The following is a 25,801-nucleotide window of genomic DNA, read 5'->3' as shown; positions in this document are numbered from 1 at the left end:
AAAGACAACGGCGTTAGTCAAGCTGTTCGAGGATTTCTTCCGCCACGTCGAAATTGGAGAAGACGTTCAGCGCGTCATCGTAATCGTCCAGCGCTTCATACAAGCGCAGGGCGGCCTTCGCCGTCTCCAGATCGTTAATCACGGAAACGTTCTGCGCCACGGAAATCAGCTTCATGGAAATCACCGTATGCCCGGCCTCGCGCAGGGCGGCGCACACATTGTTCAATTCCGTCGGGTCCGTAACAAACACCCATTCATTGTCGGAATCACCCTGCTCCACATCGTCCGCGCCGCATTCCAGCGCCAGGTCCATCGCGGAATCCTCCGTAAGGCCTTCCGCCATGATGCGGGCTTCTCCCTTGCGTTCAAACTGGTAGGCCACGGAACCGGGAGTGCCGATGCTGCCCCCGTTCTTGGTAAACAGAGTGCGCAGCTCGGAAGCGGAACGGTTCGTGTTATCCGTCGCCACTTCAATCAGGAAAGCCGTGCCCGCCGGGCCGTAGCCTTCATAAGTAATCTCCTGGATGGTGGCGCCGCCCAGTTCCCCGGTGCCTTTCTTGATGGCGCGTTCAATATTCTCCTTGGGGGTGGACACGGCCTTGGCCCCGTCAATGGCGGCCCTCAGGCGAGGGTTCAGATCAGGATCTCCGCCGCCGCTCTTGGCGGCCAGCATGATTTCATGGGCAAAGCGGGCAAACACCTTGCCCTTCTTGGCATCTTCCTTAGCCTTAACGTACTTGATCTTAGACCATTTATTATGTCCTGACATAGAATTGGGAATAATAGTAAGTGTATGTGAAAAGAGACAAACTAACAAGTGGAACTGTTCTTCAACCCGGGCGAACACATTGTCTTTCGCAAATACCACGCAGGAAGGGAATCAGGGTGCGGCCATCCGTAAATAGGTTACAGGGACCGGATACTCTGCCGGGGAACACGCCGCACACCCTTAAGGGGCTCCGGCTACCGCTTGGCAGTCACTCTCAACACATGCAAAATAACGTATTCCCCAGCATTGGCAATACTTTTTTAGGTCACGGAAGCATGGAAGCAAACCCCAGGGAACCGGATAAACAATTCCTCCCACAGTCTGGAGTAATCATTCTACGGAAAGACTGCCCGTCTTATTTAATTTGATGAAAGCGCGAGCATCTCCAGGAAAAGATGGACGGCCGCTTTATCCTCTCTCCGCTAGTCCGCCTCACGCTCTATTATTTCCCCTTCATCCCGGTTGTCGGGCTCATAGCAGGTAACATCTTCGTTTAACATGGAATAGTAACTATATGGCTCTTCCTTTTCCAAAGGCCCTTCCCTTGCTTTTTGAAAATGCTTCAATTCCCTGCCATGCTCATCAAAATAGCTGATTTGCTGGAATCCATGTTCCGGATAGGAAAAACGGATAATAGCACACTTCATTAAATGATCGGAACTTAACTCTCCGTTTTCGTCGTAATAGCGGATTTCCTTCACGGCGCGGCCTCCTCCCAAATCACTTTCCGGTTCATAATGGTCTACGCAACGCCGGGCCCACCCCTGGAGGCCACGAGTCAACCGGCCAAACTTGTCCGTATATTCCGCTTCAGCTACATCATAAGGGTCCAGATAATACTTTGCTTGAAGCAAATCTTCAGGAAGAAGTAACCGCAATTGATCGATATCGTTCCAATCACCAAATCTTTCTTTTAAATAAAAGGTTTTTCTTGTGGAAGCCGTCAATTCCGCTTCCCATCCTTGATGAACTTCCAGGCAGGCAACGCCCCCCTCCACGGCAGGCGTTGCCTTGTACTGATGGTAACAGATCATTCGTCCCTTCGGAAAAATAGCCGGACGTTCCACATCCACAGGCTCCTGGCTTACGACACTTCTTGAATCATCTCCTTTTCCAAAAAAGGATTCCCTGAAAATGAAAGGACCATTGAGAATCCCTGCCCCTTCCTGGCAAATAACCTCTCCCCGGTGATAACCATTTGCACAAAGGGCATCTTCTCCCCGTACACCATAAAAAGTGACGCACCTGCGTCCCCTATTCTCTTCCACCACACGCATGTGATAGCCCTGATCGTCAAGGTCACAGATTTTCCCATCCGCGGTGAAATAGGTGTAAATGCACAACGCATATTCCTGAATGTCCGTCCATTCCCGGTCGTTCGTTTCATCATAATCCTTTTTGGGGTAGAATCCGGACAGGAGATTCAAAACCCCTCCCTGCTTCCGGTTTGTTCCGCGGGGCGCGTCGATCCATTCTTCACAATTAAGAATCAGTTTCCATTGCAGATATTGATGATCATTGAATTCGATCAACTTTTGTTCAATCCATCTTCCATTGACGGGAGGATACTTCCGGTCGGAATAGCCGGGGTTGAGGGGCTCCCATAAATCCATCACAGGATGCCCAACCGGGTCAATCATTCGCCTCGCCCCTTCCGAAAAAGTTATCCCGCCTGAAACTGCTATTAAAAAAATGTATAAAGAACACCTCATAACATGATCCATATCATTACCCTGAATGATGTATCCTAATATGATGTGAAGGATATATCAATTATTTCAATAAACCGAACCCTCTTTATTTGATCTTTTAGAACCATTTTCGGAAAATGTCACGACCATCCGGACGTGGAGCATAACCACTTTTGCCGGCCCCTTCTCCGCCTTTTCCTGACACAGTCCATCAGAGGGAGGACAGGATGGCATTTCCACTTGTTGAAAGAACCTCCGTAATCATTTTTACACGGGAAAAAAGGATTTCCGCCACACGCCCGGCATGTTCCGGCTTGATTAGAAATCCATTCAAAAAATATTCAATTTAATAATAAAAATTAAAAGTATCCGCGATATTCTGTCCCGCATTTTCCCGGGAAAACCTCTATTCCGTCATGGAACGGGACCGAAGTTCAACGCCGTCTGTGTTATCATTGACTAAGAAAGGGAGGCGGGCTTAGATATGCTCCTCTTCCTTTTCTCTGTCTTATGGAACAAGCAGCGCACCAAGAAAAATCACATGCGGCCTTTTCCTCCGTCCTGTGGTCCGCCTTTTTGACGGGCATCAAGCTCTGGGCCGGTATCGTGACGGGCAGCTTGGGCATCATTTCCGAGGCCCTGCACAGCGGCCTGGACCTGATGGCTGCGGCCATGACTTTTTACGCCGTGAAGGTGGCCGCCCGTCCTGCCGACGAGAGCCACCCCTACGGGCATGAGAAGGTGGAGAATCTTTCCGCGCTTGCGGAAACTGCCCTGCTCCTGATTACCTGCGCATGGATTGTATGGGAGGCTGTGGACCGGCTGTTTTACAATGAGGCGGAGATCACCCTCACCTGGTGGGCCTTCGCCGTGGTGGCCGTTTCCCTGCTGGTGGACGTGAACCGCTCCGCCATGCTCCGCCGGGTGGCCAAGAAGCACAAGAGCCAGGCGCTGGAAGCGGACGCCCTTCATTTTACCACGGATATCTGGTCTTCCGCCGTCGTGCTGCTGGGCCTTTTCTGCGTATGGCTGGCGCACCTGGTTCCCGCAGATTCCGTCTGGCACGGCCTGCTGGAGAAGGCGGACGCCATCGCAGCCCTGTTTGTGGCGGCCCTGGTTTGTTCCGTGGCCTTCGGCCTTGCCAAACGTTCCATTCACGCCCTGATGGACGGCGGTTCTTCCGCCCTGACGCAGCAGGTTCTAACCGCCATGAAGAAGAACGCCCCGGATTACCCGGTCAAGCGCATCCGTCTGCGCGACGGCGGCGCCCGCATTTTTGTGGAGCTGGACGTGGAAGCGCCCGCGGAGTTGCACGTGGACGACGCCCATGATGTGGCGGAGTCCATCGAAGGCATTGTCAAGTACGAGCTGCCGGAAGCGGACGTGATCGTCCATATCGAACCGGCCCGTGAGAATTTTTCCAACATGGAGCCGGACACGGTCGTCCACCGGCTGGCCCTGCGCCACCATGTCCGCATCCACGGATTTTATGCAGGCAGCGGCAAACATGCTCCCTGTTATTTCATGGATGTGGAGATTCCCGCGGACTGGCCTCTGGAGCGCGGCTACCATGTGGTGAAGGCGTTCCGGGATTCCGTCCAGCATGCGCTCAAGCCGGAGAAGGTGATCTGCCGCATTGAGCCGGACTGCCGCGATATGAAGGCGAACGCCATTCCGGAGCACGTTCCGCCGGAGGAAGTCCGCCTGAAGGTGAACCTTATCCTCCAGCAGCACAGGAATATCTGCAAGGTTCTCAAGCTGGACCTGGCACGGGAGGACAATTTCCCCACCCTGACTTGCGTATGCTCCGCGGATGCATCCCTGACCATCCGGGAATGCCACCAGATCGCCTCCCAACTGGAAGACCAGATAGAAAATGCCCTGCACCACCTGGGCCGCGTTACCGTCATTCTGAAACCGGCCAAATAAAACAGCATTTTATTTCCACGCAACGTTCATTTCCTCCCCATCATGAAACAAAACAAGTACGACGATAACGCCTTTTTCCGGAAGTACAGCCAAATGGACCGTTCCGTAAAGGGGCTGGAAGGGGCCGGAGAATGGAAAACACTGGAACGGCTGCTGCCGGATTTCCGTGACAGGCACGTTCTGGACCTGGGATGCGGATTCGGCTGGCACTGCCGGTATGCGGCGGAGCACGGGGCGGCCTCCGTGCTGGGCGTGGACATTTCCGCAAAGATGATCGCCAAAGCCAGATCCATGGGAAACGAAGGCATTATCGAGTACCGCTGCATGCCCATGGAGGATATCCTGCTTCCCGAGGCTTCCTTCGACATTGTCCTCAGCTCCCTGGCCTTCCATTACACGCCGGATTTCCAGGCAGTCTGCCGGAATGTCTCCCGCTGGCTCAAGCCGGAAGGCGCCTTTATTTTCTCCGTGGAGCATCCCGTTTTCACCGCCCAGGGAACGCAGGACTGGCATTACGATGAATCCGGCCAGATCATGCACTGGCCCGTGGACGGCTATTTCATGGAAGGCCCGCGGCAGGCCGTTTTCCTGGGGGAGGAAGTGACCAAGTATCACAGGACGCTTACTTCCTATCTCGGCGCTCTGGCCGCCGGCGGATTTGAGGTTACCGCCATGGAGGAACCGAAGCCGTCCCGTGAACTTCTGGATTCCGTCCCCGGCATGCAGGAAGAGCTGCGCCGCCCCATGATGCTGATTATCTCCGCCCGCAAGAAGTAGCGCCCCCGGTCATCAGTGCCCCGCGGCGGAAGCTCCGGGCACTTCCCTGTCCAGTTCCGCACGGATGCGCTGGCGTTCGGAAACGATCTGTTCGTCGTCCGCGCCGCCTTCCCGCAGGAAGTATTCCGCCATGGACAGAGCCACTTCCGATTCCGAGGAGAAGACCTGGGAGGCGCCGGCTTCCTTAAGCACGTCCACGTCCCTCATGTACTTGGTGTGGATCATCACGTCAATGTGGGGGTTGAGCTCCAGAGCCACCCCCACGATTTCCTTGGCATCTGGAATGGAGGCGGAGAGAATCAGGCTTTCCGCATATTCAATGCCCGCATGGCGCAGGATTTCACGCTGGCTGGCATCCCCGTAAACGATGTCTCCTCCCTGTTCACGTATGGCGGTGACCGTGTCTATGTTCATCTCCACGATGATGACTTCCACCCCGTTGTCATTCAATATTCTTTTAAGAATGCGCCCCGTGGGGCCAAACCCCACCAGCACCACGCGCCGCGCGTCCGGCGACGGGAGCGCCAGGCTGTTCACTCCGCCCAGGTCCGTAAGGCCGATGCCGCGCTTTTGCAGCCACTTGACCACAGGGCCAATCTGGCGGTACAGGATGGGATTCAGGGAAATGGAGACGACGGCCGCCAGAATGATGGCCTGGTTGGCGTCCGGCGGCAGAATGTTGTACATGAGCCCCATCCCGGCTAGGATGAAGGAGAATTCACCTACCTGCGCCAGGGCTACGGATACGCTCAGCGCCAGCGGCAGCGGACGCCGCAGGCACCGCACCACCGCATAGGCCGCCAGCGGCTTGCCGATCATTACCACCCCCAGCGTCGCCAGGGCCAGCGGCCAGCAGTCCCCCACGGACATCGGGTCAAACATCATCCCCACGGAAACAAAGAAGAGCACGGCAAAGGCATCCCGCATCAGCATGGCCTCCGCCGCCGCGCGAGCGCAAAAGTCCGACTGCCCCACAACCATCCCCGCCAGGAACGCTCCCAGCACCATGGAAGCGCCGAAGAATTTCGCGGAGCACACCGCTACGCCCAGAGCAATGACCAGCACCGCCAGCGTAAACAGGTCCCGCGCTCCCGTCCGCGCCACGTAGCGCAGCACCAGCGGAATGATTTTTTTTCCGGCAAACAGCGTCAGGGCCACCAGCAGGGACAGCTTGACGAACATCCAGCCCAGTTCGTAGAGAATGCCGCTCCAGTCCCCGGCACCGCTCTGGCGCGCCTCCATCACGGCGGGGATGAGCACCAGCAGCAGAATGGTGAACAGATCCTCCACCACCAGCCACCCCAGGGCCACATGGCCGCTCGGCGTATGGAGGTTCTGGTTGTCTTCCAGGACTCGTGTAAGCACTACGGTGCTCGCCACGGAGATCGCCATGCCGAACACCAGCCCGGAAATCGTGGACCATCCGAACATCCAGCCCACCAGTACCCCCAGCACCGTAGCCACGGATATCTGCACCACGGCTCCCGGCACCGCGACCCTCTGCACGGCAATCAAATCCTTCAAATGAAAATGGAGCCCCACCCCGAACATCAGCAGAATAACGCCCAGCTCCGCGAACTGCTCCACCGTGTGGGAATCCGCCACAAATCCCGGCGAATACGGCCCTACCACTACCCCGGCCAGCAGGTACCCGACCAGCGGAGACAAATGCAGTTTTCTGGCAATAAGGCCGAAAAGGAGGGCGGCGGTCAATCCGCCGACAAAAGTGAAGATGAGGCTGAAATCGTGATCCATACGCGCGTGACAAGTCTAAGAGGGTATCTTTGACCACCAGGTCGTTCCTACGCTATCGCGTTTGATTTCCCCTCACAAGAACGCATTGCGCCGCACTGGAATGCAGTCGCATTTTTCTTGCCGGGGGAAATCTGCGGCAGGAAAAACGGGACCTGGCAGGATTCTATCATATTTTTATTTTTATTAAAAACTCCGTTTTTATTGTATTTTCAATCGTTTCTAATTGACTTTACGCATACGGGATTCCTATAAAGCGTGTTGATGAAACTCACCCTATCTATCCTATCCTGTCTGACGGGCCTCTCTACCCTGGCCCCCATGGGCTGGGCAGCCACCCATGAAATCACTACCAAGAACTTCCACATCACGCTCCTCGGCAACGGGGACGGTCCGGCGGACTGGATGGGGACCCGTGACTGGAGTGACGACCAGATAGCCGCCGTCACCACCACCCTCAATATCTGGGACGATACCTTCCGCAACACCGCTTCCCGGAAGATTGAAGCGACCATTTCCTGGGGGGCCCTTGAAGAAGGCGTCCTGGCAGGTTCTTTCTCCAATTACGTCGAATACGACGGGGAAAACTACAATGCGGCCACTTCCACGGAAGTCATCTGGAAAGAAGGGGAAGACGTCGTGCTGGAGGAAGGGGAAATGGATTTCAGGCTCCAATTCAATCCCGTCTACGGTTTCAGCACAGGCAATACCACGCCCCAGAACGCCACAGACTTCATCAGCGTCCTTCTGCATGAAATCGGGCATAACGTCGGCTTCAACTCGCTGAATGATACAGGAACATACGGAGAATACTACACGATCTGGGATTCCCTGATCACGGATGCCCAGGGCAACCATCCGGGAGATGCGGGCTTCAATTACCAAACCGGCGTTTCCTACACGATTGGTTCCGGAGGCCTCACTGTTTACAATCCCTTTGTTTTCGCTCCCGGTTCCAGCATGTCCCACGTGGACGCTGCAAGCGACCCGAACGCCCTGATGCAATATTCCATCGGGGAGGGCATCCAGAGGAGAAACCCCAGCGACCAGGAAAAAGCCCTCCTTGCGGAGATGGGCTGGGTGCTCAAGGATGACCCCACCTATTATGCGTCCGTGGACGGCGCTTCCATCACGGACCAGATTGACCTGAATTTCTTCACTTCCGTTCTCGTCAACCGGAACATGACCATTGATCCGGGTGAAGGCGCTACTATCGTCCTGCCCTCCCTCAGAGGAGACAAAGCGGAATACAACGTCACCATCACTGCGGGGAAAGCGCTGACCGTCAATCTCTCCAACACCGCCATGGACTCCATCTGCGCCGGAGAGGTCATCGGCAATGACGCCAATTTCATCAAGACGGGGGCTAAAAACCTGGTGCTGGGCGGCGGCTTTTCCACCAGCGGAGCTCTGGACGTACAGCAGGGGGGACTGGTGCTTTCCGGCGCTTCCAACACCATCGGGGAGCTGAAGATGAACGGAGGAACCTTCGGCGTGTCCCAGCTTGCCAGGGAGGAAGCCACAGCCGAGGTCGGAAAGCTGACCGGCACCCGGGGCTCCATTAATCTTCTCCATTCCACCCTTACTCTGACCGGAACGGACAATACCATTTCCAGCGGCCTCAAACTGGTAGGCTCCGGCACCGTCGCCCTGGCGGAAGGAAAGTCGCTTGCCTTTGACGGCAGCAACACCATTGGAGACGCCATCTACATTGACGGTACCCGGAACGGTACCCTGCACATCACCCAGGGAACGCTGGCCTTCACCAACCAGGCCCGGATGGAAATAGCTACGCTGGCCCTGGATTCCGCCGCTTCCACCCTGAACGCGGGAGCCACCCGGAACATTGTCATTCATTCCATTACGGGAGACGGTGTTCTGGCCGCCCAGGGCGGCCAAATCACCCTGGATACGGCCAATCCCCTCACGTGGAACGGAACTCTCCAGGGCACGGGCACGCTCAGCAAGAAAGGAGCCGGCGCCCTGACGCTGGGAAGCGCCGGAAACGCGGGGTTCCATCTGGATTCCACCAGCGGAGCCATCATCCTCGCTTCCGAATCCTCCGCCTACGGAGCCATGATGCTGAACGGAGGCGGCATTTCCATCTTCCATGCGTCCTCCACCACCCGTTTCTCCGGGCAGGAAGGCGCTCTAACACTGAATGACGCCACCCTGGAGATGAGCGGAACGGCCAATGTCCTGACGGAAAACGCCTCCATCACCGGCACCGGCATCCTGCGGCTGAACGCGGATTCCATGCTGGCCATCCGCAACGGCAACAAGCTGGACACGGACATCACTATTGCCGGTTCCGGCCTGCTGGCCGTCCAGGAAGGAACCTTCACCCTGTCCGGAAATGCCAGGTTTGACGGAGCGGCGGTCGCCGTGGGTCCGGAATCCGCTGCCGCCGCGCTGGACCTGGGCTCCACACGCAATTCCATGGTGGGCGGCCTGCTGGGGAAAGGCTCCGTGATCTTCAACAACGGGGAACTCGCCCTCCATGCGGAAAAATCCTCCGTTTTTTCCGGCTCCTTCCAGGGGAACGGCACAATCAACAAGGCGGGGAAAGCGGCATGGACCTACACCGGCGCGGGGTCAGACACCCTGAACCTCAACATTACGGAAGGGGAAGTGGCCCTGATCCGTGATTCAGCCAATCCCATTCTGCTCCATTCCCTGACGGTTGATGCCACCGGGACGCTTACGCTCGCCATGGCCTCCGCCGGAGCCGCCCATAATACCACGCTTCTCCTTAACGGAACAAGCCAGTTCATGAACGGTTCCACCATCACGCTCGTGATTAATCCCCTGCTGGCGCAGACCAATACTCCCTTCATTTCCACGGAAGACGGAGCCACGCTGACCATTCAGGGAGACCGCAACGGGACCACCCTCAATATTGAATCCAACGTCGCCGCGCCGGAAAGGATGCTGGAACTGGTTCTCTTTGAAGGGAACATGGTGGGCAGCTACCTCAATATCAACGCTTACGGCGCGCTGGGCACCTATTATTCCGAGCTGCATGCGGAAAACCGGGACGGCCAAATCGTGCTGACAGGAACCCGCAAGGCGGACAACGCCCTGCTCGCCACGGCTGATACCTCCAATTCCGCCGCCGGGGCCGTCCTGCTCTGGAACTGCGGGGAGATCAAGGACGGAACGGAGCTGAGCTCCCTGAACCGCGCCGTTTCCAACGCCTGGAACGACGGAGATTACGCGAGGGCCAACCGCCTTTTGAGCGCCTCCGCCGGAACGGCCATTCCCGGCATCCTGGCCGCGCAAAGGTCCGGCCTGCGGAGGGAAATGACCTTCATCCGCAACCGCGCGGAAACCATGGGCCTCAATCCCGACTACATTCAGGGAGACCTTCCCCAGGTGAACGGCTGGATTGAAGCCAACGGGGGCAGGGATTCCCTGGACGGTTCCAATGAAGGCAACGGTTTCACCCTTAACTCCTGGGGAGGCACCGCCGGGCTGGACGTCAACTGCTCGGAGAATTTCACTTTGGGCGCGGCCTTCTCCGCCAACTATGGGGATTACTCCTCTGACGGGGCTGATTCCGCCTCCGGCGACCTGGACACCTACTACGTGAGCCTCTTCGGCCACTACCGCCACAGGAAATGGGGCCACTCCCTCATTCTCTCCGGAGGCTGGTCGGATGCGGATATTACCCGCAGCGTACGCCATGAGCTGGGAAGCTACCAGGCCAGCTTCAGCACCACCGGCATGAGTTTCGGAGCCATGTATGAGCTCACTTATGACCTGGCTCTCAATAAACGCCGGACGGCCATCCTTCAGCCGGTCGCCAATGTCAGCGTCATGCACTCCTCCGTGGACGGCTTCAATGAAGCCGGCGCAGGCGGAGCGGGACTCCGCGTGGATGACATGGATATTACCACCGGAAGCGTGGCCGCCGGTCTGCGCCTGAAAGGCGTTCTGGGTTCCAACCTGACCGGGCGTGATATCACGGGAGAATTCCGCGTTCTGGTTTCTCAGGACTTCGGGGAGGACAAGGCACAGGCCAACGTGGCCTACCTGGCCAATCCGGGCCTTGTCCAGACCATCAGGGGAGCCAAGCTCGGCCGCACCGGCGTCCAGCTGGGCGCAGGCCTCAGCATTCCCTGCTCCGACTACGGCGCCGTTTATGTGGACGGCAATGCGGATCTCCGCTCCGGAGACACCTCCATCGGCGGAGCTCTCGGCTACCGCTACAACTTCTGATCCGGCTCAGGCCTGATTTGACAAGCGCCATGCCTGCATGTCCGGGCATGGCGTTTTCATTATCCGCGGCATCCACATCTCAAGCCGTCGTGCACGGGCTTACCACCTCCCAGGCTGTTTTTCCGGACGCAGGTGTTTCTCGTACGCCTTTGCGCCAGGCGGTTACCGTGTTACCGCCCCATCCGCAGGAATTCCTCTCTTTTTCCCCGGATTATTTTGATAAACATTGATAATGATTGTTATTTTATTTGAATTTCATGGTAACATAATTTATATTTATTAAAAATAACCTCTTCCCAAATTCATGGCTGAAAATTCAACATTCGAGGAACAGTGGACCCTTCTCAGGAAGGAAACGGGAATGGAAGACGCTCCCCTCCGGCAAAAGCTGGAACACTTCATTTTCCGGCAATATGGCCGGGTGGTTTTGGTGCATTACGTAAAAGCCTTGTCGGCCCTGGAACTCAGCCATCATTTCTACCTGCGGTTCCGCAGGCGGAGCCGTTCCGTGGCGGAACCTATTCTTTACTGGACCGTCCTTGCGGAAACAACCATCAACATGACGCTTGAAGGAGTAAAGGATGTCCAGCCGTCCATCACTCCTCCTGCACGTGCCGGTGTTGCCTCCCAGCTCGACATGTTAAAAGACTGCTACCTCCTTTATTTGAGGGACCGGCAGCATCCCTGCTGGCCTCCGGCATCCCGCAGAAGCCGCATCATTCGGGACAAATGGAATGCGCCGGAGCTGGAAGCCTCCTATTTTCCCCGGCTGTGCCTGAAAAACACGGACTGCCACTATGCCAACGTCATGAACATACTGCTGGGGGAAACGCTGCACTTCCTGACTGCCCTCCAGCAAATCAGGGACCACGGAAAAACCCTGCTGGAGCTTAAAAAAGAGCAGCACCCGGACGCTTCCCCGGACGGCGCTCCGTCTTCATCCCCTCGCAGCCCGGAACAACTTCCGTGCGGCAAGCGTTGAAGGCAGCCTGCGCTTCTTCCGCCAGAGGGAAGGAAAGGCCGCCGGAACCCTACAGAATCAGCATGCAATCCCCGTAGGAGAAAAACCTGTACCGTTCCCGGATGGCTTCCAGGTAGGCTTTCATGACCAGCTCCTTGCCGGCAAAGGCGCTGACAAGCATGAGCAGCGTGCTCTGGGGCAGGTGGAAATTCGTGATCAGGGCATCCACCACCTTGTACTTGTAGGGTGGATAAATAAAAATGTTCGTTGACCCGGAGCACTCCCTTAACGGCAGTCCTTCCGCGGTAGCCACATGCTCCAGCACGCGAACGCTGGTGGTGCCCACGGCAATCACCCTCCCGGCCTCATTAATCGCCCTCGCGGTGGCTTCAGGCAGAAAAAAATGTTCCGTGTGCATCTGGTGGTCTTCAATCCTGTCCGCCTTCACGGGACGGAACGTTCCCACGCCCACGTGCAGCGTCAGAAAATCATGGGGAACAGCCGCCAGCAGCTCCGGCGTAAAATGCAGCCCGGCCGTGGGAGCGGCAATCGCCCCTTCATGCCTGGCGTAAACAGTCTGGTAGCGCTCCTTGTCGGACGGGTCGCTCTCCCGGTTCATGTAATGGGGAAGCGCCAGGCGGCCGTACTTTTCCTCATCCACCTCCCGGTCAAACCGGATGAGGCGGTAGCCTTCCCCGTCAATGCCTTCCACGGTGCCCACCGCATCACCGATGGAGACCGTACGCCCCAGCTTCATCTTGCGCCCGGGGCGCACCATGCACTTCCACAGCAGGGGGTTGAGCACCTCTGCACGCACCACTTCAATGGCGCCGTCATTGGAAAAATACCTTGCGGGAACCACCCTGGTATCATTCAGGATGAAATGGTCCCCTTCCCGCACATATTCCGGCAGGTCGCAAAAATGCCTGTGCTCAATCAGGCCGGTATCCCGGTGGATGACCATCATCCGGGAGGCGGCGCGGTCCGGGAGGGGGCGGTCCGCTATCAACTCTTCCGGCAGCGGATAATCAAAATCAATGGTGCGCACGGCCAAGTGCATTGCCACGAATCCGCCGAAAGGTCAATACCTTTAAACCATAGGTAACACAATTATATCTTTACCCTGCTTCGGTTAATATGGTATGGAAGGATACATGAACAATTTGCTGTTAGCAAACATCTCCAACGCCACCGCCTGGGGGACCATCCTGGTGATCGTCCTCGTCATCTTCCTGGTCATCTTCTTCGCCATCATCGCCAAATTCTTCAAGACATGGCTGCGCGCGCGCCTCGCGAAAGCCCCTGTCTCCATGAGCAACATGCTGGGAATGTGGCTCCGCAAAGTGCCCTACCCCCTGGTAGTGGACACCCGCATCACGGCGGCCAAGGCCGGACTGGACATCAGCACGGATGAACTGGAAGCCCACTTCCTGGCCGGCGGCGACATCGTGGACTGCGTCCTCGCCCTGATTGCTGCGGAAAAAGCCGGCATCCCGCTGAGCTATGACCGTGCCTGCGCCATTGACCTGGCCGTGAAAGGCACGTCCAAAACCGTGCTGGAAGCCGTGCGAACCTCCATCAACCCCCGCGTCATCGACTGCCCGAACCCCAGCTCCGGCCAGACGCGCCTGACGGCGGTGGCCCGTGACGGCATTGCCGTGGCAGTGCGTGCCCGCGTGACGGTGCGCACCAACCTGGACCTTTTCGTAGGCGGCGCCACGGAAGAAACGGTGGTCGCCCGCGTCGGGGAAGGCATCGTCTCCGCCGTAGGTTCCGCGCCCTCCTACAAGGATGTTCTGGAAAAGCCGGAGGTAATCTCCCGCACCGTGAGCGACAAGGGCGTGGACGCCGCCACGGCGTTTGAAGTGCTTTCCATTGACATTGCAGACGTGGACGTGGCCGGCAACGTGGGCGCGCGCCTCCAGGCCGAACAGGCGGAAGCGGACAAGCAGATTGCCCAGGCCAAGGCGGAAGTCCGCCGCGCCGCCGCCGTAGCCACAGAACAGGAAATGGCCGCCAAAACGCAGGAAATGCGCGCCAAGGTGGTGGAAGCGGAAGCCCAGATTCCCATGGCCATGGCGGAAGCCTTCCGCAACGGCAACCTGGGAGTGCTGGATTACGCCCGCTACCAGAACGTAGTGGCCGATACCAAGATGAGGGATTCCATTGCCAAGCCGGATGCTTCCCCCTCTTCCATTAAATAAATTCTCAGGCCACCGGAGAGACCGGATTTTCTCTCCGTTGGCCCTTCCTCCTTTATGGATTCACTGGCATACATGCTCGCCTCCGGCGGCGATGACGACAGCCTGAAGCTCTGGTTCTGGCTGATCGTGGGGGCGATCTTTCTCATCAAGAAAGTAATTGAGTTTTTGAAACCAAAAGAAAAAGATGAGGAAACGCCCGTCCTGGACACGGAAGACCATCATGAAAAACGCGTGAAGGAAGTAATTGCGGAAATGCGCCGGACCAATCCGCAGCCGCGGCAGCCACAGCCGGCACGGCCACAGGCTCCGGCGCGCGCTCCGCGCCCCTCCGCCCCACCCGTGGAGCTTCCCACTCCCGCCGTGGCCCGCAAGCGCCGTCCTGAACCGGAACCCAAGCCGGAGTGGACGGCGGAAACCGCCCAGCAAACCGCCCAGAACGTGCTGGAACGCTACGTAAAGGCCACGGAAGAAGCCCGGCAGTCCATGCGTTCCCTGTCTGACGCGGAACAGGCCGCCCTGCATCGTTTGCAGGAAAGGGAAATGAAGGAAAGCCGGCCTGAACCGCTTCCCACGGTCGCCGCGTCCGAACCTCTTTCCCTGAAAAACTCCCTGCGCCGTTCCCAATCCTTGAAAACGGCCATTCTTTATCAGGAAATCCTGGGCAAGCCCAGAGCGCTCCGGGGCATTTCCTTCAGCGGGGAATAATAGAGGGGAGGAGGGGGTTTCTCCCTCCGTCCATTCAAAAACCGGTTTTTCCTGGATTTGAAGGAAAGTTTTCAGAATATTTTTTATCGGGAAGGTTGTATGAAGGCCGGGAAACCGGACAAGTCCGGCTGGATGGAAAGCTCATCTTGAAGCCCGCAGGGCGGGTAAATCTGGAAGATGGATGAATCAACCTTTCATTCCCAGTCGGAGGCGCTCGTCCATGCCGCGGCAACTCCTGCCTTTTTCTTCATTCCCCCTTGCCTGGAAAGGAAAGGGGAGGTACCCTTCACCCGCAATGACAGATTCACCTTTGCAGATAGCCGGACGCCAATTCACCTCCCGCCTGATGGTGGGAACGGGAAAGTTTTCTTCCAATGAGAGCATGAAAGAAGCTCTGGAAGCTTCCGGCTCCCAAATTGTGACGGTGGCTCTGCGCCGGGCGGACCTGACGGGCTCCCATGACCCCGCCGCCAATATTCTGGATTTCATCAACCCTGAAAAATACCTTATTCTCCCGAACACCAGCGGAGCGACAACGGCGGAAGAAGCCGTGCGACTGGCGCGACTGGCGGCGGCAGCCGGACTCCCCAACTGGATCAAGCTGGAAATCCATCCGGACGCCCAGTATTTGATGCCGGACCCCATTGAAACGCTGAAAGCGGCGGAAATCCTGGTCAGGGAAGGCTTCACGGTGCTTCCCTACATCAATGCGGACCCCGTGCTGGCCAAACGCCTCCAGGAAGCCGGAGCGGCAGCCGTCATGCCTCTGGGCGCTCCCATAGGCACCAACAAGGGCGTGCTGACCAGGGAGCTGATCAACATCATCATTGAACAGGCCGTCGTGCCCGTAGTGGTGGACGCCGGGCTGGGAGCCCCCAGCCATGCGGCGGAAGCCCTGGAGATGGGGGCGGACGCCGTGCTCGTCAATACGGCCATCGCCGCCGCCGGAGACCCCGCCTCCATGGCGGAAGCGTTCGCGCTGGCCTGCCGCGCCGGGCGCATGGCCCATCTGGCCGGCCTTCCCGCCGTTTCCGTCCGGGCTGCCGCCACCAGCCCCCTCACTTCCTTCCTGCATTAAAAGTGCAACGGGAGGGAAAGCGTTTCTTTCCTAACCCCCACAGCCTAGGAAGCCTTGGAAGCCCCCTTCGCCAGCTTTTTGCGAATGAAAAATTCCAGAATGAAACAGGCGGCCACAAACAGGAGGATCAGCGGAATCAGATAAGGCTGGCTGAAGAACATCTGGTAGAAAAAGGCTCCCAGAATAAACAGCATCAGCAGGAACCCGAGGATGATCAGCAGCGCGTTCCCCTGCGTCTCTTTCCGGAGCCGCCAATGGGCAACGAACACCGCCAGGTAGCTGATCAGGAAACAGGCCCCCGCCAGATTGGCGATGGCTACCAGGTTAAAGGCATTCGTCATCACCAGAATGCCCAGCAGAAGATAGAAAAAGCCTTCCGTGCCGCTGCCCCAGAAAGGCTGCTTGAAGATGGCTCCCAGCTGGCCGTTGCGCGCCAGTGCCCGGGAAATGTCCAGCATGCTGAACATGGTGGCGTTAATGGCTGACGCCGTGGCAATGAGCGCCGCCACGGATACGGCCATGAAGCCCCACACGCCCAGCACGGGATAGGCGGCCTGCGCCACGGCGGTTTCCGTGTGGCTTTCCAGGGAAGTGGCGGGAACGTTGGTCAGCACTACGTAGGAAAGCACCAGGTACAGAACCAGCACGATGCCGATAGCCAGGAAAATGGCCTTGGGCAATGTTTTGGAAGGATTTTTCAGATTGCCCGCCGTATTGGCCATCATGCCGTAGCCGGCAAACGCGAAAAACGTCAGTCCCACGCTCCCCAGCAGCCCGTCCAGTCCTTTCACCGGAATGGGGTCCGCGCCCACTGGCACGGAAGAACCGAAGCTGGCAAGCATCAGAACCGTCAGAATAAGCAGCTTGAACGCCACCATCACCACCTCCGACTTCCCTACGGCCTTGGCTCCTCCCATGTTCAATGCTCCCAGCAGCAGAATGGCCACGCTGGCGAAAAGGGCGGTGGAATAGATGTTGGTTAATTCGTCCGGCAAAAACAGGCGGGACGCATAGGCCCCGAAGGACTTGGCGACCAGGGCCACGGTAATGACCAGCGTTCCCAGGTAAATCAGCGTCAGCGCGCCGGAGAGGGTCTTATGGGAAAAAGCCTCGTTGAAATAATCCATGATTCCTCCGGAACCGGGATAACGGGAACCCAGCTTGGCGTAGGTATAACCGGAAAGCAGGGCCGCGACGCCTCCCAGCAGGAAGGACCAGTACACGTTTTTGCCCGCCATCAGGGTCGCCTGACCCATGAGGGCGAAAATTCCCGCTCCTACCATGGAACCTATTCCCAATGCAATCACGCTCCACAGGGATAAATATTCTTTTGGAGCCTTCCCGTGCATAAGGGAATTAGAGAGCTTACAGGGACGGAACGTTGACCTTTCCATACGAGATGACACGTCCTGCCGGTCCGGAACGCCCCGCAGCGTCATCATGACTATTCAGGCACGGCTTTCCCCTTGAACCGTCCGCAGGCGGCATGTAGGGTACGGCTGATGATCAAAACCGCCATTTTTGATTTTGACGGAACGCTTGCGGATACCATACCCCTGTGCCGGGAAGCCTTCCGCCGCGCCGTCCGGGAACTGGACGGCAGAACGTTGACGGATGAGGAAATCGAACGCCAGTTCGGGCCGGACGACCTGGGCGTCATCCAAAGACTGCTTCCCGGAAAGCCGGAACTGCACGAAAAAGGCAGGGAACTGTTCCTCCGCTATTACCATGAGCTGCATCCGGAACTGGCGCCCACTCCCTTCCCCGGGGCGGCCGGACTGCTGCACGCCCTGCGCAGCCGCGGCATCCGTCTGGCCATGGTCACCGGCAAACGCCTGGAAAGCGCGGAGATTTCCCTTCAATTTTTCCATCTGGCCGAGTTCTTCCCCATTCTGGAAACAGGCTCCCCTGAGGGCGGCGTGAAGCCGGACCGCATCAGGCGGGCGCTGGACCGCCTGGACTCTTCCGCCGGGGAAGCCATCTACATCGGGGATTCCCCCACGGACGTGGACGCATGCCGCGCCGTTCCCATCCGCATTCTTGCCGCAGGATGGGCCGCGGAGGCGGATGTAAAGGGGCTCGAAGAACGGAAGCCTGACTACCTCCTGACCCGCTTTGAAGACCTGGACCGCTTTTTCCGGGAACATGATGGGAATGAGGGCCTTTAATATTGCAATCCCGCAGGAAATCGGACACCATTACTCACCCCGTTAACACCAATCCTTCCATGACTCCCCAGAAAGAATCCGGAAAAGAGGGCCTGAAAATCCTGCTCATGCTCGCCAGCGTCATCGTCATCACGGCCGGGCTGCAGGCGGGGAAGCCGGTGCTGCTCCCCATCGTCCTGTCCGGCTTTCTGGCGATCGTCAGTTACCCGCTGACCACTTTTTTCAAGGGCCGTCTTCGTTTTCCGCACTGGCTGGCGGTAACCTTCACGGTGATCATGGACTTCGGCATTCTTGTGGGCCTGGCCTATCTGGCCCAGTACCTGGGGCAGGACCTGGCCCGGACGGTCACGGTCAAATACCAGCCCCTGATGATGGAGAAAATCCACGAACTCCGCGCCTTCCTCATTGAACGTGACTGGAACAATCTGGCGGACCAGATGCTTCAGGAACTCCCGGACCTGCTCAACGGGCAGCGCATCGTGGCGTTCTCCACGGGGGTGATGGGGCAGCTCGCCTCCATGCTGACCTTCACCACCCTGATTCTGATCCTGATGACCTTCTTCCTGGGGGAAGCCCCCCGCTTCCGGATGAACATCAACAAACTGGGCAACAACAGCGACACGGGAATCCGCAAATTTTCCAAAGCTCTGGCCGGAGTACAGAAATACCTGATTATCAAGACCTTCATTAGCGCAGCCACCGGACTGCTGGCCTTCCTGCTCTGCTACTACATGAAGGTGGACTTCCCGCTGCTGTGGGGCATCGTGGCCTTCGCGCTCAACTTCATCCCCACCTTCGGCTCCATCATCGCGGCCATTCCCCCCACCTTGCTCGCCATGCTCCTGATCAGCCCCACCGCGGGCATCATCGTAGCCGGCGGCTACCTGGTGATCAACACGGTCCTGGGGAGTTGCCTGGAACCCATGCTGCTGGGCCGCCAATTCGGCATCGTGACAAGCATGGTCCTGCTTTCCGTCATCTTCTGGGGCTGGGTATGGGGCCCCATCGGCATGCTGCTGGCCGTCCCCATCACCATGCTGATCAAGCTCGGGCTGGAAAGCTCCAAGGATCTCGCCTGGATCGCCCAGCTCATCGACAACCCCCCTACGCCCAGATTCCCGCTCCCTCCTCTCCATTCCGGGAAAACCAACGAAAGCACAACCAAGGAATAATCCATGCATTCATTCGCATATAAAAACGGCACGCTCTACTGTGAAAACGTCAACCTCCAGGAACTGGCGGACAAGGAAGGCACCCCCCTGTACGTCTACAGCAAGCAGACCATTCTGAACCATTTCCACCGCCTCAGGGAAGCCCTGGCGCCCCTTAACGCGGAAGTGGCCTACGCCGTCAAGGCCAGCTCCAACATCGCCATCCTGAACCTCATGGCCCGCAATGGCGCGGGGTTCGACATCGTTTCCGGCGGAGAACTCTTTCGCGTCCTCAAGGCCGGCGGAGACCCTTCCAAATGCACCTATGCCGGCGTGGGAAAAACAGAGGCGGAAATCCGCTATGCCCTGGAACAGGGCATTTACTGCTTCAATGTGGAATCGGAGGCGGAACTGCGCGCCATTGACGCCATCGCCGCGTCCATGAGAGTGAAGGCTCCGGTAGCCGTGCGCGTCAATCCCAATGTGGAGGCGGGAACGCACAAATACATCACCACCGGGAAGGCTGAAAACAAATTCGGCGTGGACTTTGAACTCATTGAACCTCTTTACGAGATGGCGGCCCGCGAACTTCCGAACCTCCAACTCAAGGGCCTGCAGATGCACATCGGCTCCCAGCTCACCCAGGCGAAACCCTTCCTGGAAGCCGTCAGGAAAGTGGCTCCGCTGGCCGCCGCGCTGAAAGAAAAGCACGGCATCGAATTCTTCTCCATCGGCGGCGGCATCGGCATCGTTTACCAGGATACGCTGGATTCCGGCGTCAAGGAATGGTGGAATGAAGACTGCGCCCAGCTCACGCTGAGCACTTACGCCCAGGCCGTCGTTCCCACCCTCCAGCCTCTGGGCCTGCATATCATCGTGGAACCGGGACGCCTCATCGTGGGAAATGCGGGCGCGCTCATCACCCGCTGCCTGTATGAAAAGACTGGAAAGGCCAAAACCTTTAAAATCGTGGATGCGGGCATGAACGACCTCATCCGCCCCGCCCTCTACCAGGGGTATCATGAAATCATCCCGGTCAGGGAACACCTCTCCGAATCCTGCATTACCACGGACGTCGTCGGCCCCATCTGCGAATCCGGGGACTTCCTGGCCCAGAACAGGGACATGACGGACGTGCGCCAGGGAGAGCTCCTGGCCGTGCTGTCCGCCGGCGCCTACGGTTTTTCCATGTCCTCCAACTACAATTCCCGCCCCATGGCAGAAGAAGTGCTGGTGGACGGAAACCAGTGGAACGTCATCCGCAGCCGCCAGACCTGGGAAGACCTCATCCGGGGGGAATCCATTCCGGAATAACCTCCCTCATTTCATCTTTCTCCACTTTCAAAAGGGCGTCTCACGAAGGTAAAAACCGGAGGGGGGGCGTCCCTTTTCCTATTATTCCATGTTGACGGAAAAAATCATTTTCCCTTTCCTCCACGCTGTCGCTTCACTTTCATCCTTCCGGCGGCAGCGCCGCCTTCAGTAATACTAATTCGGTTCCATGCCATCATTGGCCTGCCAGGGGAACATGACGGCATGGAAAATCCTTCCACCCGGTACGGGACGAGAAAAAAGATATTTTCTCGCCTCCCTGGCCGTATACTGGAAATGAAATACTACCTGCGGACAGCATGCGGCATCATCCTGGGAACAATGGCCTGTGTGCAAGGCCTGGGAGCGACGGCCCATCATGACAGCTGCATTCAGGGAGGCTGGAAAGAAGAAATTCCCCAGCCGGTTTACCCTGACAAAGACCTCGTGGACCTTTACCATAAAACATGGGAAATCGCGGCCGGACGGGTAAGAAAAGGTCCTGAGGGCCTCCCCGGCTCGCCCTACATGGATGAAAACTGTTACGAAGACCAAATCTGGATTTGGGATACCTGTTTCATGGTGCTCTTTGCCAAGTATGCGCCGAACTCATTTCCCGGAGAAGGAAGCATGGACAATCTGTACAAGCCCATTTGGGATAAGGAAAAAACTCCGCTTCGCATTCACCTTGTGGACAATCCTCCGTTGTTCGCATGGGTTGAAAAGGAATACTACGACTTTACCGGAAACAAAAACCGCATCCATGAAATCCTGAATCGGAAACAGTACCTTCAAAAACATTTTGACTGGTTTGCCAATGCCAAAGCGGGAGAACGTTTCGAATGCTCTCCCCAAAACATCTACCTGAACGCCATTGGTGAAGATGGTTTTACATGGACGGGGGGCGCCAGCGGAATGGACAACACGCCCAGAGGCCGGGACGCAGGTGGCTATAATAAGATTTTATGGATTGACGCCATTTCCCAGCAAGCCCTGAGCGCACGCTGCATGGCCCAATTGGAACAATCACTGGGCAATGCAGGCGCAGCCGGGAAATGGGAGGCCATCTACCGCAAGCTGAAAGACAAAATAAACGAACTGTACTGGGATGAGCAGGACGGGTTCTACTATGATGTGGCGATAGAAAGCAGGCAGCCCTGCCGCATCAGGACAATGGCCTCCTACTGGCCGCTTTTAGCCGGAGTTGCTTCGCCGGCCCAGGCGGAAAAAATGGTAAAATACCTTCGGGACCCGCAGGAATTCGGAGGAGACTACCCGACGCCCACCCTTTCCCGCAGGGATAAGGACTACCATGGCCAAACCGGGGATTACTGGCGCGGCGGCATCTGGCTGCCCACCACGTACATGACCGTCAAGGCGCTTGAAGAATACGGCTACCATGAGGAAGCCGACACGATCGCTGAAAAAATCATCCGCCAGCAGCTTGCCGCTTACCATGGCATCAAACCGCACACGATATGGGAATGCTACAGTCCCAGTTCCAACGAGCCGTCTACCGAACATGGCCGCAGGGCCCGTCCGGAATTTTGCGGCTGGTCGGCGCTGGGCCCCATTTCCCTCTTTATTGAAAACGTTCTGGGATTCCATAAGGTCTCTGCACTCCGGAATGAAGTCCAGTGGAGATTGAAAAGGGAGAAAGGCAGGCACGGATTAAAAAATCTTCATTTCGGGACGACTACCACCGACATCGTTTTTGACGGCAAAAACACCGTTGACGTCACAAGCAACAACCCTTATTCCCTGGTGATTAACGGTAAAAAATACGCCATCAAGCCCGGAACCGCCTCCATCACCCTGAAATAACACACCCGGCCGGACATTCCCGGATCTTCAAAAAAATCCGTGCCACGGCATCAGCCCTGCAGCTTTCCGGTCCACCCCGGCACCGGAGGCAGGACTTCTTTATTCCCTCCAGGGCAAATCCCGTAAAGCCGCCTTGCAAACACCCGCGGAATATACTATTTACGTTAAAAATTTTCCCTCCTTTTTTTCCTCATGTTTTCCAAAAGCCTCTTTCTAGCCGCAGGCCTCCTGTCCGCGTCCGCCGCCTTCTCCCTGCCCTCCAGGCTCGTACCGGGCGACCCGGCCATCATCCCCCTCCCATCCGCGCTGGACGTGGAAAAAAGCAAGCCGGGATTTCTGGTCAGCAACACGCTGCCTGTTTCCAAAACGGGAGACAAAAGCTGCATTGCCTCCTTCGTGACGGGGTTCTCCAACAACCTCCGCCAAATCAAGGTAAGCCCGGCTCCCTCCGCGGCCAATGCCGTACAGATCATCCTGAAAAAAGACGCTTCCCTGTCTCCGGAATGGTACTCCATCAAGGTCTCCACGCAGGGCATCACCGTCTCATGCACGTCTCCCGCCGGAGCTTTCTATGCGGCGCAAACCCTCAAGCAGTCTCTGGAAAAGGATGCCGCCGGCCACTGGGCCCTTCCCTGCATGACCATCACGGACAGTCCGCGCTTCACGTGGCGCGGCATCATGATTGACAGCGGCCGCAATCCCCGTTCCATCGCGGAGCTGAAAACCATCATCGACCTGCTCGCCTGCTACAAGGTAAACACCATCCACTGGCACCTGACGGAAGACCAGGGCTGGCGGCTGGAAATCAAAAAATATCCCAGGCTCACCTCCATCGGCGCCACCCGCCCGGAAAGCCCCATTCCCGGCAACCGCAACAAGGGAGACGGAAAACCCTTCACCTTCTTCTACACCCAGAAGGAAGTAAAGGAGCTGGTGGACTACGCCAAACGCAGGCACATCACCATCGTGCCTGAAATAGAAACACCGGGACACGCCGCGGCCGCCATCACGGCCTATCCCGAATTCGGCAACAAGGACATTCCCGGCTACAAGCCCCGGGTGGCGACGCGCTGGGGCATTCTCCCCTTCACGTTCAGTCCCACGGAACCCACCTTCAAATTCATTGACGGCATCCTGGAAGAAGTCTGCCAGCTCTTTCCGGATTCCCCCTACATCCACATAGGCGGGGACGAAGCCCCCAAGCAGCAGTGGAAAAACTCCCCCCAGGCCCAGGAGGTGATGAAGAAAAACGGCTTGAAAAACGAACAGGAGCTCCAAAGCTACTTCGTCCACCGCGTGGAAAAACTCGTCAACGCGCGCGGCAAACAGATCATCGGCTGGGATGAAATCCGGGAAGGCGGCCTTTCCAAGACAGCCACCCTGATGGTCTGGCATGATCCCGGCATTGCCCGGGAAGCCATCAAGCACGGAAACAAGGTGATCATGACTCCCTTTGAAAGCACGTACCTGATCCGGCAGGAGGGTCCGCATCCGGAAGGCCCCGAATATGAAATGGCGACTTTCTCCACCATTCCGCTGCAAAAAGTCTATAACATGAATCCCGTTCCGAAGGGGCTCACCCCGGAACAGGAAAAAAACATCCTGGGCGTGCAGGGAAGCTGCTGGAGCGAATACATGACCACACTGGCCAAATGGCAGTACATGGTATTTCCGCGCATGTTCGCCATCGCGGAGCTGGGCTGGACACAGCCTGGCCGCAAGGACTTCACAGACTTCAAGGAACGCCTGGACAGGCACAAGCCCTTCCTGGACGCGCAGCGCGTCAACTACCGGACGGACTCCGGAGAACCGGCGCAGCCGGAGGCGAAAATGATCCGCGAATGACCATGTCCCGCAAGAGCTCTGCAACCCCTGCGCGCGCCTGAGTTCAGCCTTGCCCTCCCGAAAAAAAACACCTATCATGTCCCCGTTATGCCAATAGCCACACCAGAACAATACATTACCATGCTTGAAACGGCCAAGAAGGAAGGCTATGCCTATCCGGCCGTCAACGTGACCACGATCGAAGTGATCAACGGCGCCCTCCGCGCCTTCTCCGAAGCCAAGAGCGACGGCATCATCCAGGTTTCCATCGGCGGCGGCAAATTCGCCTCCGGCACCTCCATCGGCAGTTCCGCCCTTGGCGCCATTGTTCTGGCGGAAGCCACGCGCCGCCTGGCTGAAAAGCACAACGTGCTTGTAGCCCTGCACACGGACCACTGCCAGCCCGAACACGTGGACACCTTTCTGCGTCCCCTGATCGCCGAATCCCGCCGCCGCGTGGAACGCGGTGAAGCCCCCCTCTTCAACTCCCACATGCTGGACGCCTCCACGCTGCCCATGGCTGAAAACCTCAAGCTTTCCCGTGAACTGCTGAAGGAATGCGCCGAACTGGGCATCGTCCTTGAAATTGAAATCGGCGTCGTGGGCGGCGAAGAAGACGGCGTGGACAACTCCGGCCACCCCGCTGACAAGCTCTACACCTCTCCGGAAGACATGCTGATGACGTATGAAGCCCTGGCCCCCCTCGGCAAATTCATGCTGGCCGCCACCTTCGGCAACGTGCACGGCGTGTACAAGCCCGGCCACGTCAAGCTGAAGCCCAGCATCCTGCGCGACGGCCAGGAAGCCGTGGTCGCCAAGCACGGCGAAGCGGCCCGCATGCCCCTCGTCTTCCACGGCGGTTCCGGTTCCGAACTCTCCGACATCCGCGAAGCCGTTTCCTACGGCGTAGTCAAGATGAACATCGACACCGATACGCAATACGCCTTCACCCGTCCGATCGTCTCCCACATGTGCGAACACATCAACGGAGTGCTCAAGATTGACGGTGAAGTGGGCAACAAGAAGGACTACGATCCCCGTTCCTACCTCGCCAAGGGTGAAAAGGGAGTCGCCGCCCGTCTCCAGGAAGCCGCAGACAACCTCATGTCCGCCGGCAAGACCCTCTTCGGCAAGATATAAACAGCCCTTCAACGGCTTTGATGCAATGCCCGGTTTCCCCAAAGGAACCGGGCATTTTTTTCGCTCTTCGGACTGCGGATAAGAAATCCGCCAACTGGACGACAGCGGAACATTTTCTTTGAACCATCCATTTAATGGGAGGTTTGGAAGAAAAAAAAGCAGGGGCGTTCTTTTCCCATCGCTCTGCAATCCTCCTTTCTCCTGCTGCTACCCTTTCTGCCTCAAAAAAACATGTTGTCTGCGGATTTCTTATTCGTTAATGTTCGTTCGACTTTAAGACTGACTCCTTTTCGACA

The 25,801-nt window shown here is 57.4% G+C and carries 18 protein-coding genes; 13 read left to right on the top strand and 5 right to left on the bottom strand.

The features are described 5' to 3' along the window. Positions 1-13: 13 nt before the first annotated feature. Positions 14-769: a YebC/PmpR family DNA-binding transcriptional regulator gene (locus P8A25_RS00825; RefSeq protein WP_022396347.1), complete on the bottom strand. Its 756-nt coding sequence runs from the start codon at positions 767-769 to the stop codon at positions 14-16. 422 nt (positions 770-1,191) lie between these two features. Then, on the bottom strand, positions 1,192-2,409 hold the full coding sequence (locus P8A25_RS00820) for a hypothetical protein (protein WP_215442803.1): 1,218 nt from the start codon (positions 2,407-2,409) through the stop codon (positions 1,192-1,194). A 561-nt stretch (positions 2,410-2,970) separates the two neighbouring features. Between P8A25_RS00820 and P8A25_RS00815 the strand changes: the two genes are divergently transcribed. Further along, the gene (locus tag P8A25_RS00815; RefSeq protein ID WP_022396349.1) at positions 2,971-4,389 is read left to right on the top strand and encodes a cation diffusion facilitator family transporter; all 1,419 of its coding nucleotides are present in this window, start codon (positions 2,971-2,973) and stop codon (positions 4,387-4,389) included. A gap of 42 nt (positions 4,390-4,431) precedes the next feature. Further along, the gene (locus P8A25_RS00810) at positions 4,432-5,166 is read left to right on the top strand and encodes a bifunctional 2-polyprenyl-6-hydroxyphenol methylase/3-demethylubiquinol 3-O-methyltransferase UbiG (RefSeq protein WP_215442805.1); all 735 of its coding nucleotides are present in this window, start codon (positions 4,432-4,434) and stop codon (positions 5,164-5,166) included. Positions 5,167-5,178: 12 nt separating this feature from the next. Here the strand turns inward: P8A25_RS00810 and P8A25_RS00805 are convergent, their stop codons facing one another. Next, on the bottom strand, positions 5,179-6,921 hold the full coding sequence (locus P8A25_RS00805) for a cation:proton antiporter (protein ID WP_022396351.1): 1,743 nt from the start codon (positions 6,919-6,921) through the stop codon (positions 5,179-5,181). Positions 6,922-7,182: 261 nt separating this feature from the next. On the opposite strand from P8A25_RS00805, the gene P8A25_RS00800 reads away from it, so the two are divergent. Both P8A25_RS00800 and P8A25_RS00795 read left to right on the top strand, forming a co-directional pair. Beyond that, complete coding sequence (locus P8A25_RS00800; RefSeq protein WP_404838729.1) at positions 7,183-11,139, top strand: autotransporter domain-containing protein; 3,957 nt, start codon at positions 7,183-7,185, stop codon at positions 11,137-11,139. 304 nt (positions 11,140-11,443) lie between these two features. Continuing rightward, entirely contained in the window at positions 11,444-12,121 is a 678-nt protein-coding gene (locus tag P8A25_RS00795) for a hypothetical protein (protein WP_102729837.1), read from the top strand. Positions 12,122-12,170: 49 nt separating this feature from the next. Here the strand turns inward: P8A25_RS00795 and queA are convergent, their stop codons facing one another. Next, entirely contained in the window at positions 12,171-13,160 is a 990-nt protein-coding gene (queA, locus tag P8A25_RS00790; protein ID WP_102727321.1) for a tRNA preQ1(34) S-adenosylmethionine ribosyltransferase-isomerase QueA, read from the bottom strand. Positions 13,161-13,254: 94 nt separating this feature from the next. Between queA and floA the strand changes: the two genes are divergently transcribed. The 3 genes from floA (at position 13,255) to P8A25_RS00775 (ending at position 16,087) form a co-directional block, all read left to right on the top strand. Further along, positions 13,255-14,304, top strand: a complete 1,050-nt coding sequence (gene floA / locus P8A25_RS00785; RefSeq protein ID WP_102721569.1) for a flotillin-like protein FloA — start codon at positions 13,255-13,257, stop codon at positions 14,302-14,304. Positions 14,305-14,358: 54 nt separating this feature from the next. Beyond that, entirely contained in the window at positions 14,359-15,009 is a 651-nt protein-coding gene (locus P8A25_RS00780) for a hypothetical protein (RefSeq protein WP_102721570.1), read from the top strand. A 295-nt stretch (positions 15,010-15,304) separates the two neighbouring features. Beyond that, complete coding sequence (locus tag P8A25_RS00775; RefSeq protein WP_102727947.1) at positions 15,305-16,087, top strand: thiazole synthase; 783 nt, start codon at positions 15,305-15,307, stop codon at positions 16,085-16,087. A 44-nt stretch (positions 16,088-16,131) separates the two neighbouring features. Here the strand turns inward: P8A25_RS00775 and P8A25_RS00770 are convergent, their stop codons facing one another. Then, positions 16,132-17,436 carry an APC family permease gene (locus tag P8A25_RS00770; RefSeq protein ID WP_257228327.1) on the bottom strand — a complete coding sequence of 435 codons (1,305 nt, stop codon included), beginning with the start codon at positions 17,434-17,436 and terminating at the stop codon, positions 16,132-16,134. A 153-nt stretch (positions 17,437-17,589) separates the two neighbouring features. Between P8A25_RS00770 and P8A25_RS00765 the strand changes: the two genes are divergently transcribed. The 6 genes from P8A25_RS00765 (at position 17,590) to fbaA (ending at position 25,505) form a co-directional block, all read left to right on the top strand. Continuing rightward, the gene (locus P8A25_RS00765; protein ID WP_102727945.1) at positions 17,590-18,255 is read left to right on the top strand and encodes an HAD family hydrolase; all 666 of its coding nucleotides are present in this window, start codon (positions 17,590-17,592) and stop codon (positions 18,253-18,255) included. A gap of 59 nt (positions 18,256-18,314) precedes the next feature. Beyond that, on the top strand, positions 18,315-19,427 hold the full coding sequence (locus P8A25_RS00760; protein ID WP_102727344.1) for an AI-2E family transporter: 1,113 nt from the start codon (positions 18,315-18,317) through the stop codon (positions 19,425-19,427). Positions 19,428-19,430: 3 nt separating this feature from the next. Further along, positions 19,431-20,720, top strand: coding sequence for a diaminopimelate decarboxylase (gene lysA / locus P8A25_RS00755; RefSeq protein WP_102727318.1), 1,290 nt, complete (start codon positions 19,431-19,433; stop codon positions 20,718-20,720). A gap of 294 nt (positions 20,721-21,014) precedes the next feature. Next, entirely contained in the window at positions 21,015-22,541 is a 1,527-nt protein-coding gene (locus tag P8A25_RS00750) for an MGH1-like glycoside hydrolase domain-containing protein (protein ID WP_215442809.1), read from the top strand. Positions 22,542-22,733: 192 nt separating this feature from the next. Further along, complete coding sequence (locus tag P8A25_RS00745) at positions 22,734-24,386, top strand: beta-N-acetylhexosaminidase (RefSeq protein WP_215442811.1); 1,653 nt, start codon at positions 22,734-22,736, stop codon at positions 24,384-24,386. An 87-nt stretch (positions 24,387-24,473) separates the two neighbouring features. Next, positions 24,474-25,505 carry a class II fructose-bisphosphate aldolase gene (fbaA, locus tag P8A25_RS00740; RefSeq protein WP_102721576.1) on the top strand — a complete coding sequence of 344 codons (1,032 nt, stop codon included), beginning with the start codon at positions 24,474-24,476 and terminating at the stop codon, positions 25,503-25,505. Positions 25,506-25,801: the final 296 nt, after the last annotated feature.

It is taken from the genome of Akkermansia sp. BCRC 18949, from assembly GCF_045011645.1.
Lineage (GTDB): Bacteria > Verrucomicrobiota > Verrucomicrobiia > Verrucomicrobiales > Akkermansiaceae > Akkermansia > Akkermansia massiliensis.
This window is presented reverse-complemented; position numbering and strand designations above follow the sequence as displayed.

Excerpts from the sequence above, each read along its gene's own strand:
- P8A25_RS00760 (WP_102727344.1), top strand. The coding sequence starts at position 18,315 with ATGACTCCCCAGAAAGAATCCGGAAAAGAGGGCCTGAAAATCCTGCTC.
- P8A25_RS00825 (WP_022396347.1), bottom strand. The coding sequence starts at position 769 with ATGTCAGGACATAATAAATGGTCTAAGATCAAGTACGTTAAGGCTAAG.
- floA (WP_102721569.1), top strand. The coding sequence starts at position 13,255 with ATGAACAATTTGCTGTTAGCAAACATCTCCAACGCCACCGCCTGGGGG.
- P8A25_RS00745 (WP_215442811.1), top strand. The coding sequence starts at position 22,734 with ATGTTTTCCAAAAGCCTCTTTCTAGCCGCAGGCCTCCTGTCCGCGTCC.
- P8A25_RS00775 (WP_102727947.1), top strand. The coding sequence starts at position 15,305 with ATGACAGATTCACCTTTGCAGATAGCCGGACGCCAATTCACCTCCCGC.
- P8A25_RS00800 (WP_404838729.1), top strand. The coding sequence starts at position 7,183 with ATGAAACTCACCCTATCTATCCTATCCTGTCTGACGGGCCTCTCTACC.
- P8A25_RS00795 (WP_102729837.1), top strand. The coding sequence starts at position 11,444 with ATGGCTGAAAATTCAACATTCGAGGAACAGTGGACCCTTCTCAGGAAG.
- P8A25_RS00770 (WP_257228327.1), bottom strand. The coding sequence starts at position 17,436 with ATGCACGGGAAGGCTCCAAAAGAATATTTATCCCTGTGGAGCGTGATT.
- fbaA (WP_102721576.1), top strand. The coding sequence starts at position 24,474 with ATGCCAATAGCCACACCAGAACAATACATTACCATGCTTGAAACGGCC.
- P8A25_RS00750 (WP_215442809.1), top strand. The coding sequence starts at position 21,015 with ATGAAATACTACCTGCGGACAGCATGCGGCATCATCCTGGGAACAATG.
- P8A25_RS00810 (WP_215442805.1), top strand. The coding sequence starts at position 4,432 with ATGAAACAAAACAAGTACGACGATAACGCCTTTTTCCGGAAGTACAGC.
- P8A25_RS00765 (WP_102727945.1), top strand. The coding sequence starts at position 17,590 with ATGATCAAAACCGCCATTTTTGATTTTGACGGAACGCTTGCGGATACC.
- queA (WP_102727321.1), bottom strand. The coding sequence starts at position 13,160 with ATGCACTTGGCCGTGCGCACCATTGATTTTGATTATCCGCTGCCGGAA.
- P8A25_RS00815 (WP_022396349.1), top strand. The coding sequence starts at position 2,971 with ATGGAACAAGCAGCGCACCAAGAAAAATCACATGCGGCCTTTTCCTCC.
- P8A25_RS00780 (WP_102721570.1), top strand. The coding sequence starts at position 14,359 with ATGGATTCACTGGCATACATGCTCGCCTCCGGCGGCGATGACGACAGC.
- P8A25_RS00805 (WP_022396351.1), bottom strand. The coding sequence starts at position 6,921 with ATGGATCACGATTTCAGCCTCATCTTCACTTTTGTCGGCGGATTGACC.
- P8A25_RS00820 (WP_215442803.1), bottom strand. The coding sequence starts at position 2,409 with ATGATTGACCCGGTTGGGCATCCTGTGATGGATTTATGGGAGCCCCTC.
- lysA (WP_102727318.1), top strand. The coding sequence starts at position 19,431 with ATGCATTCATTCGCATATAAAAACGGCACGCTCTACTGTGAAAACGTC.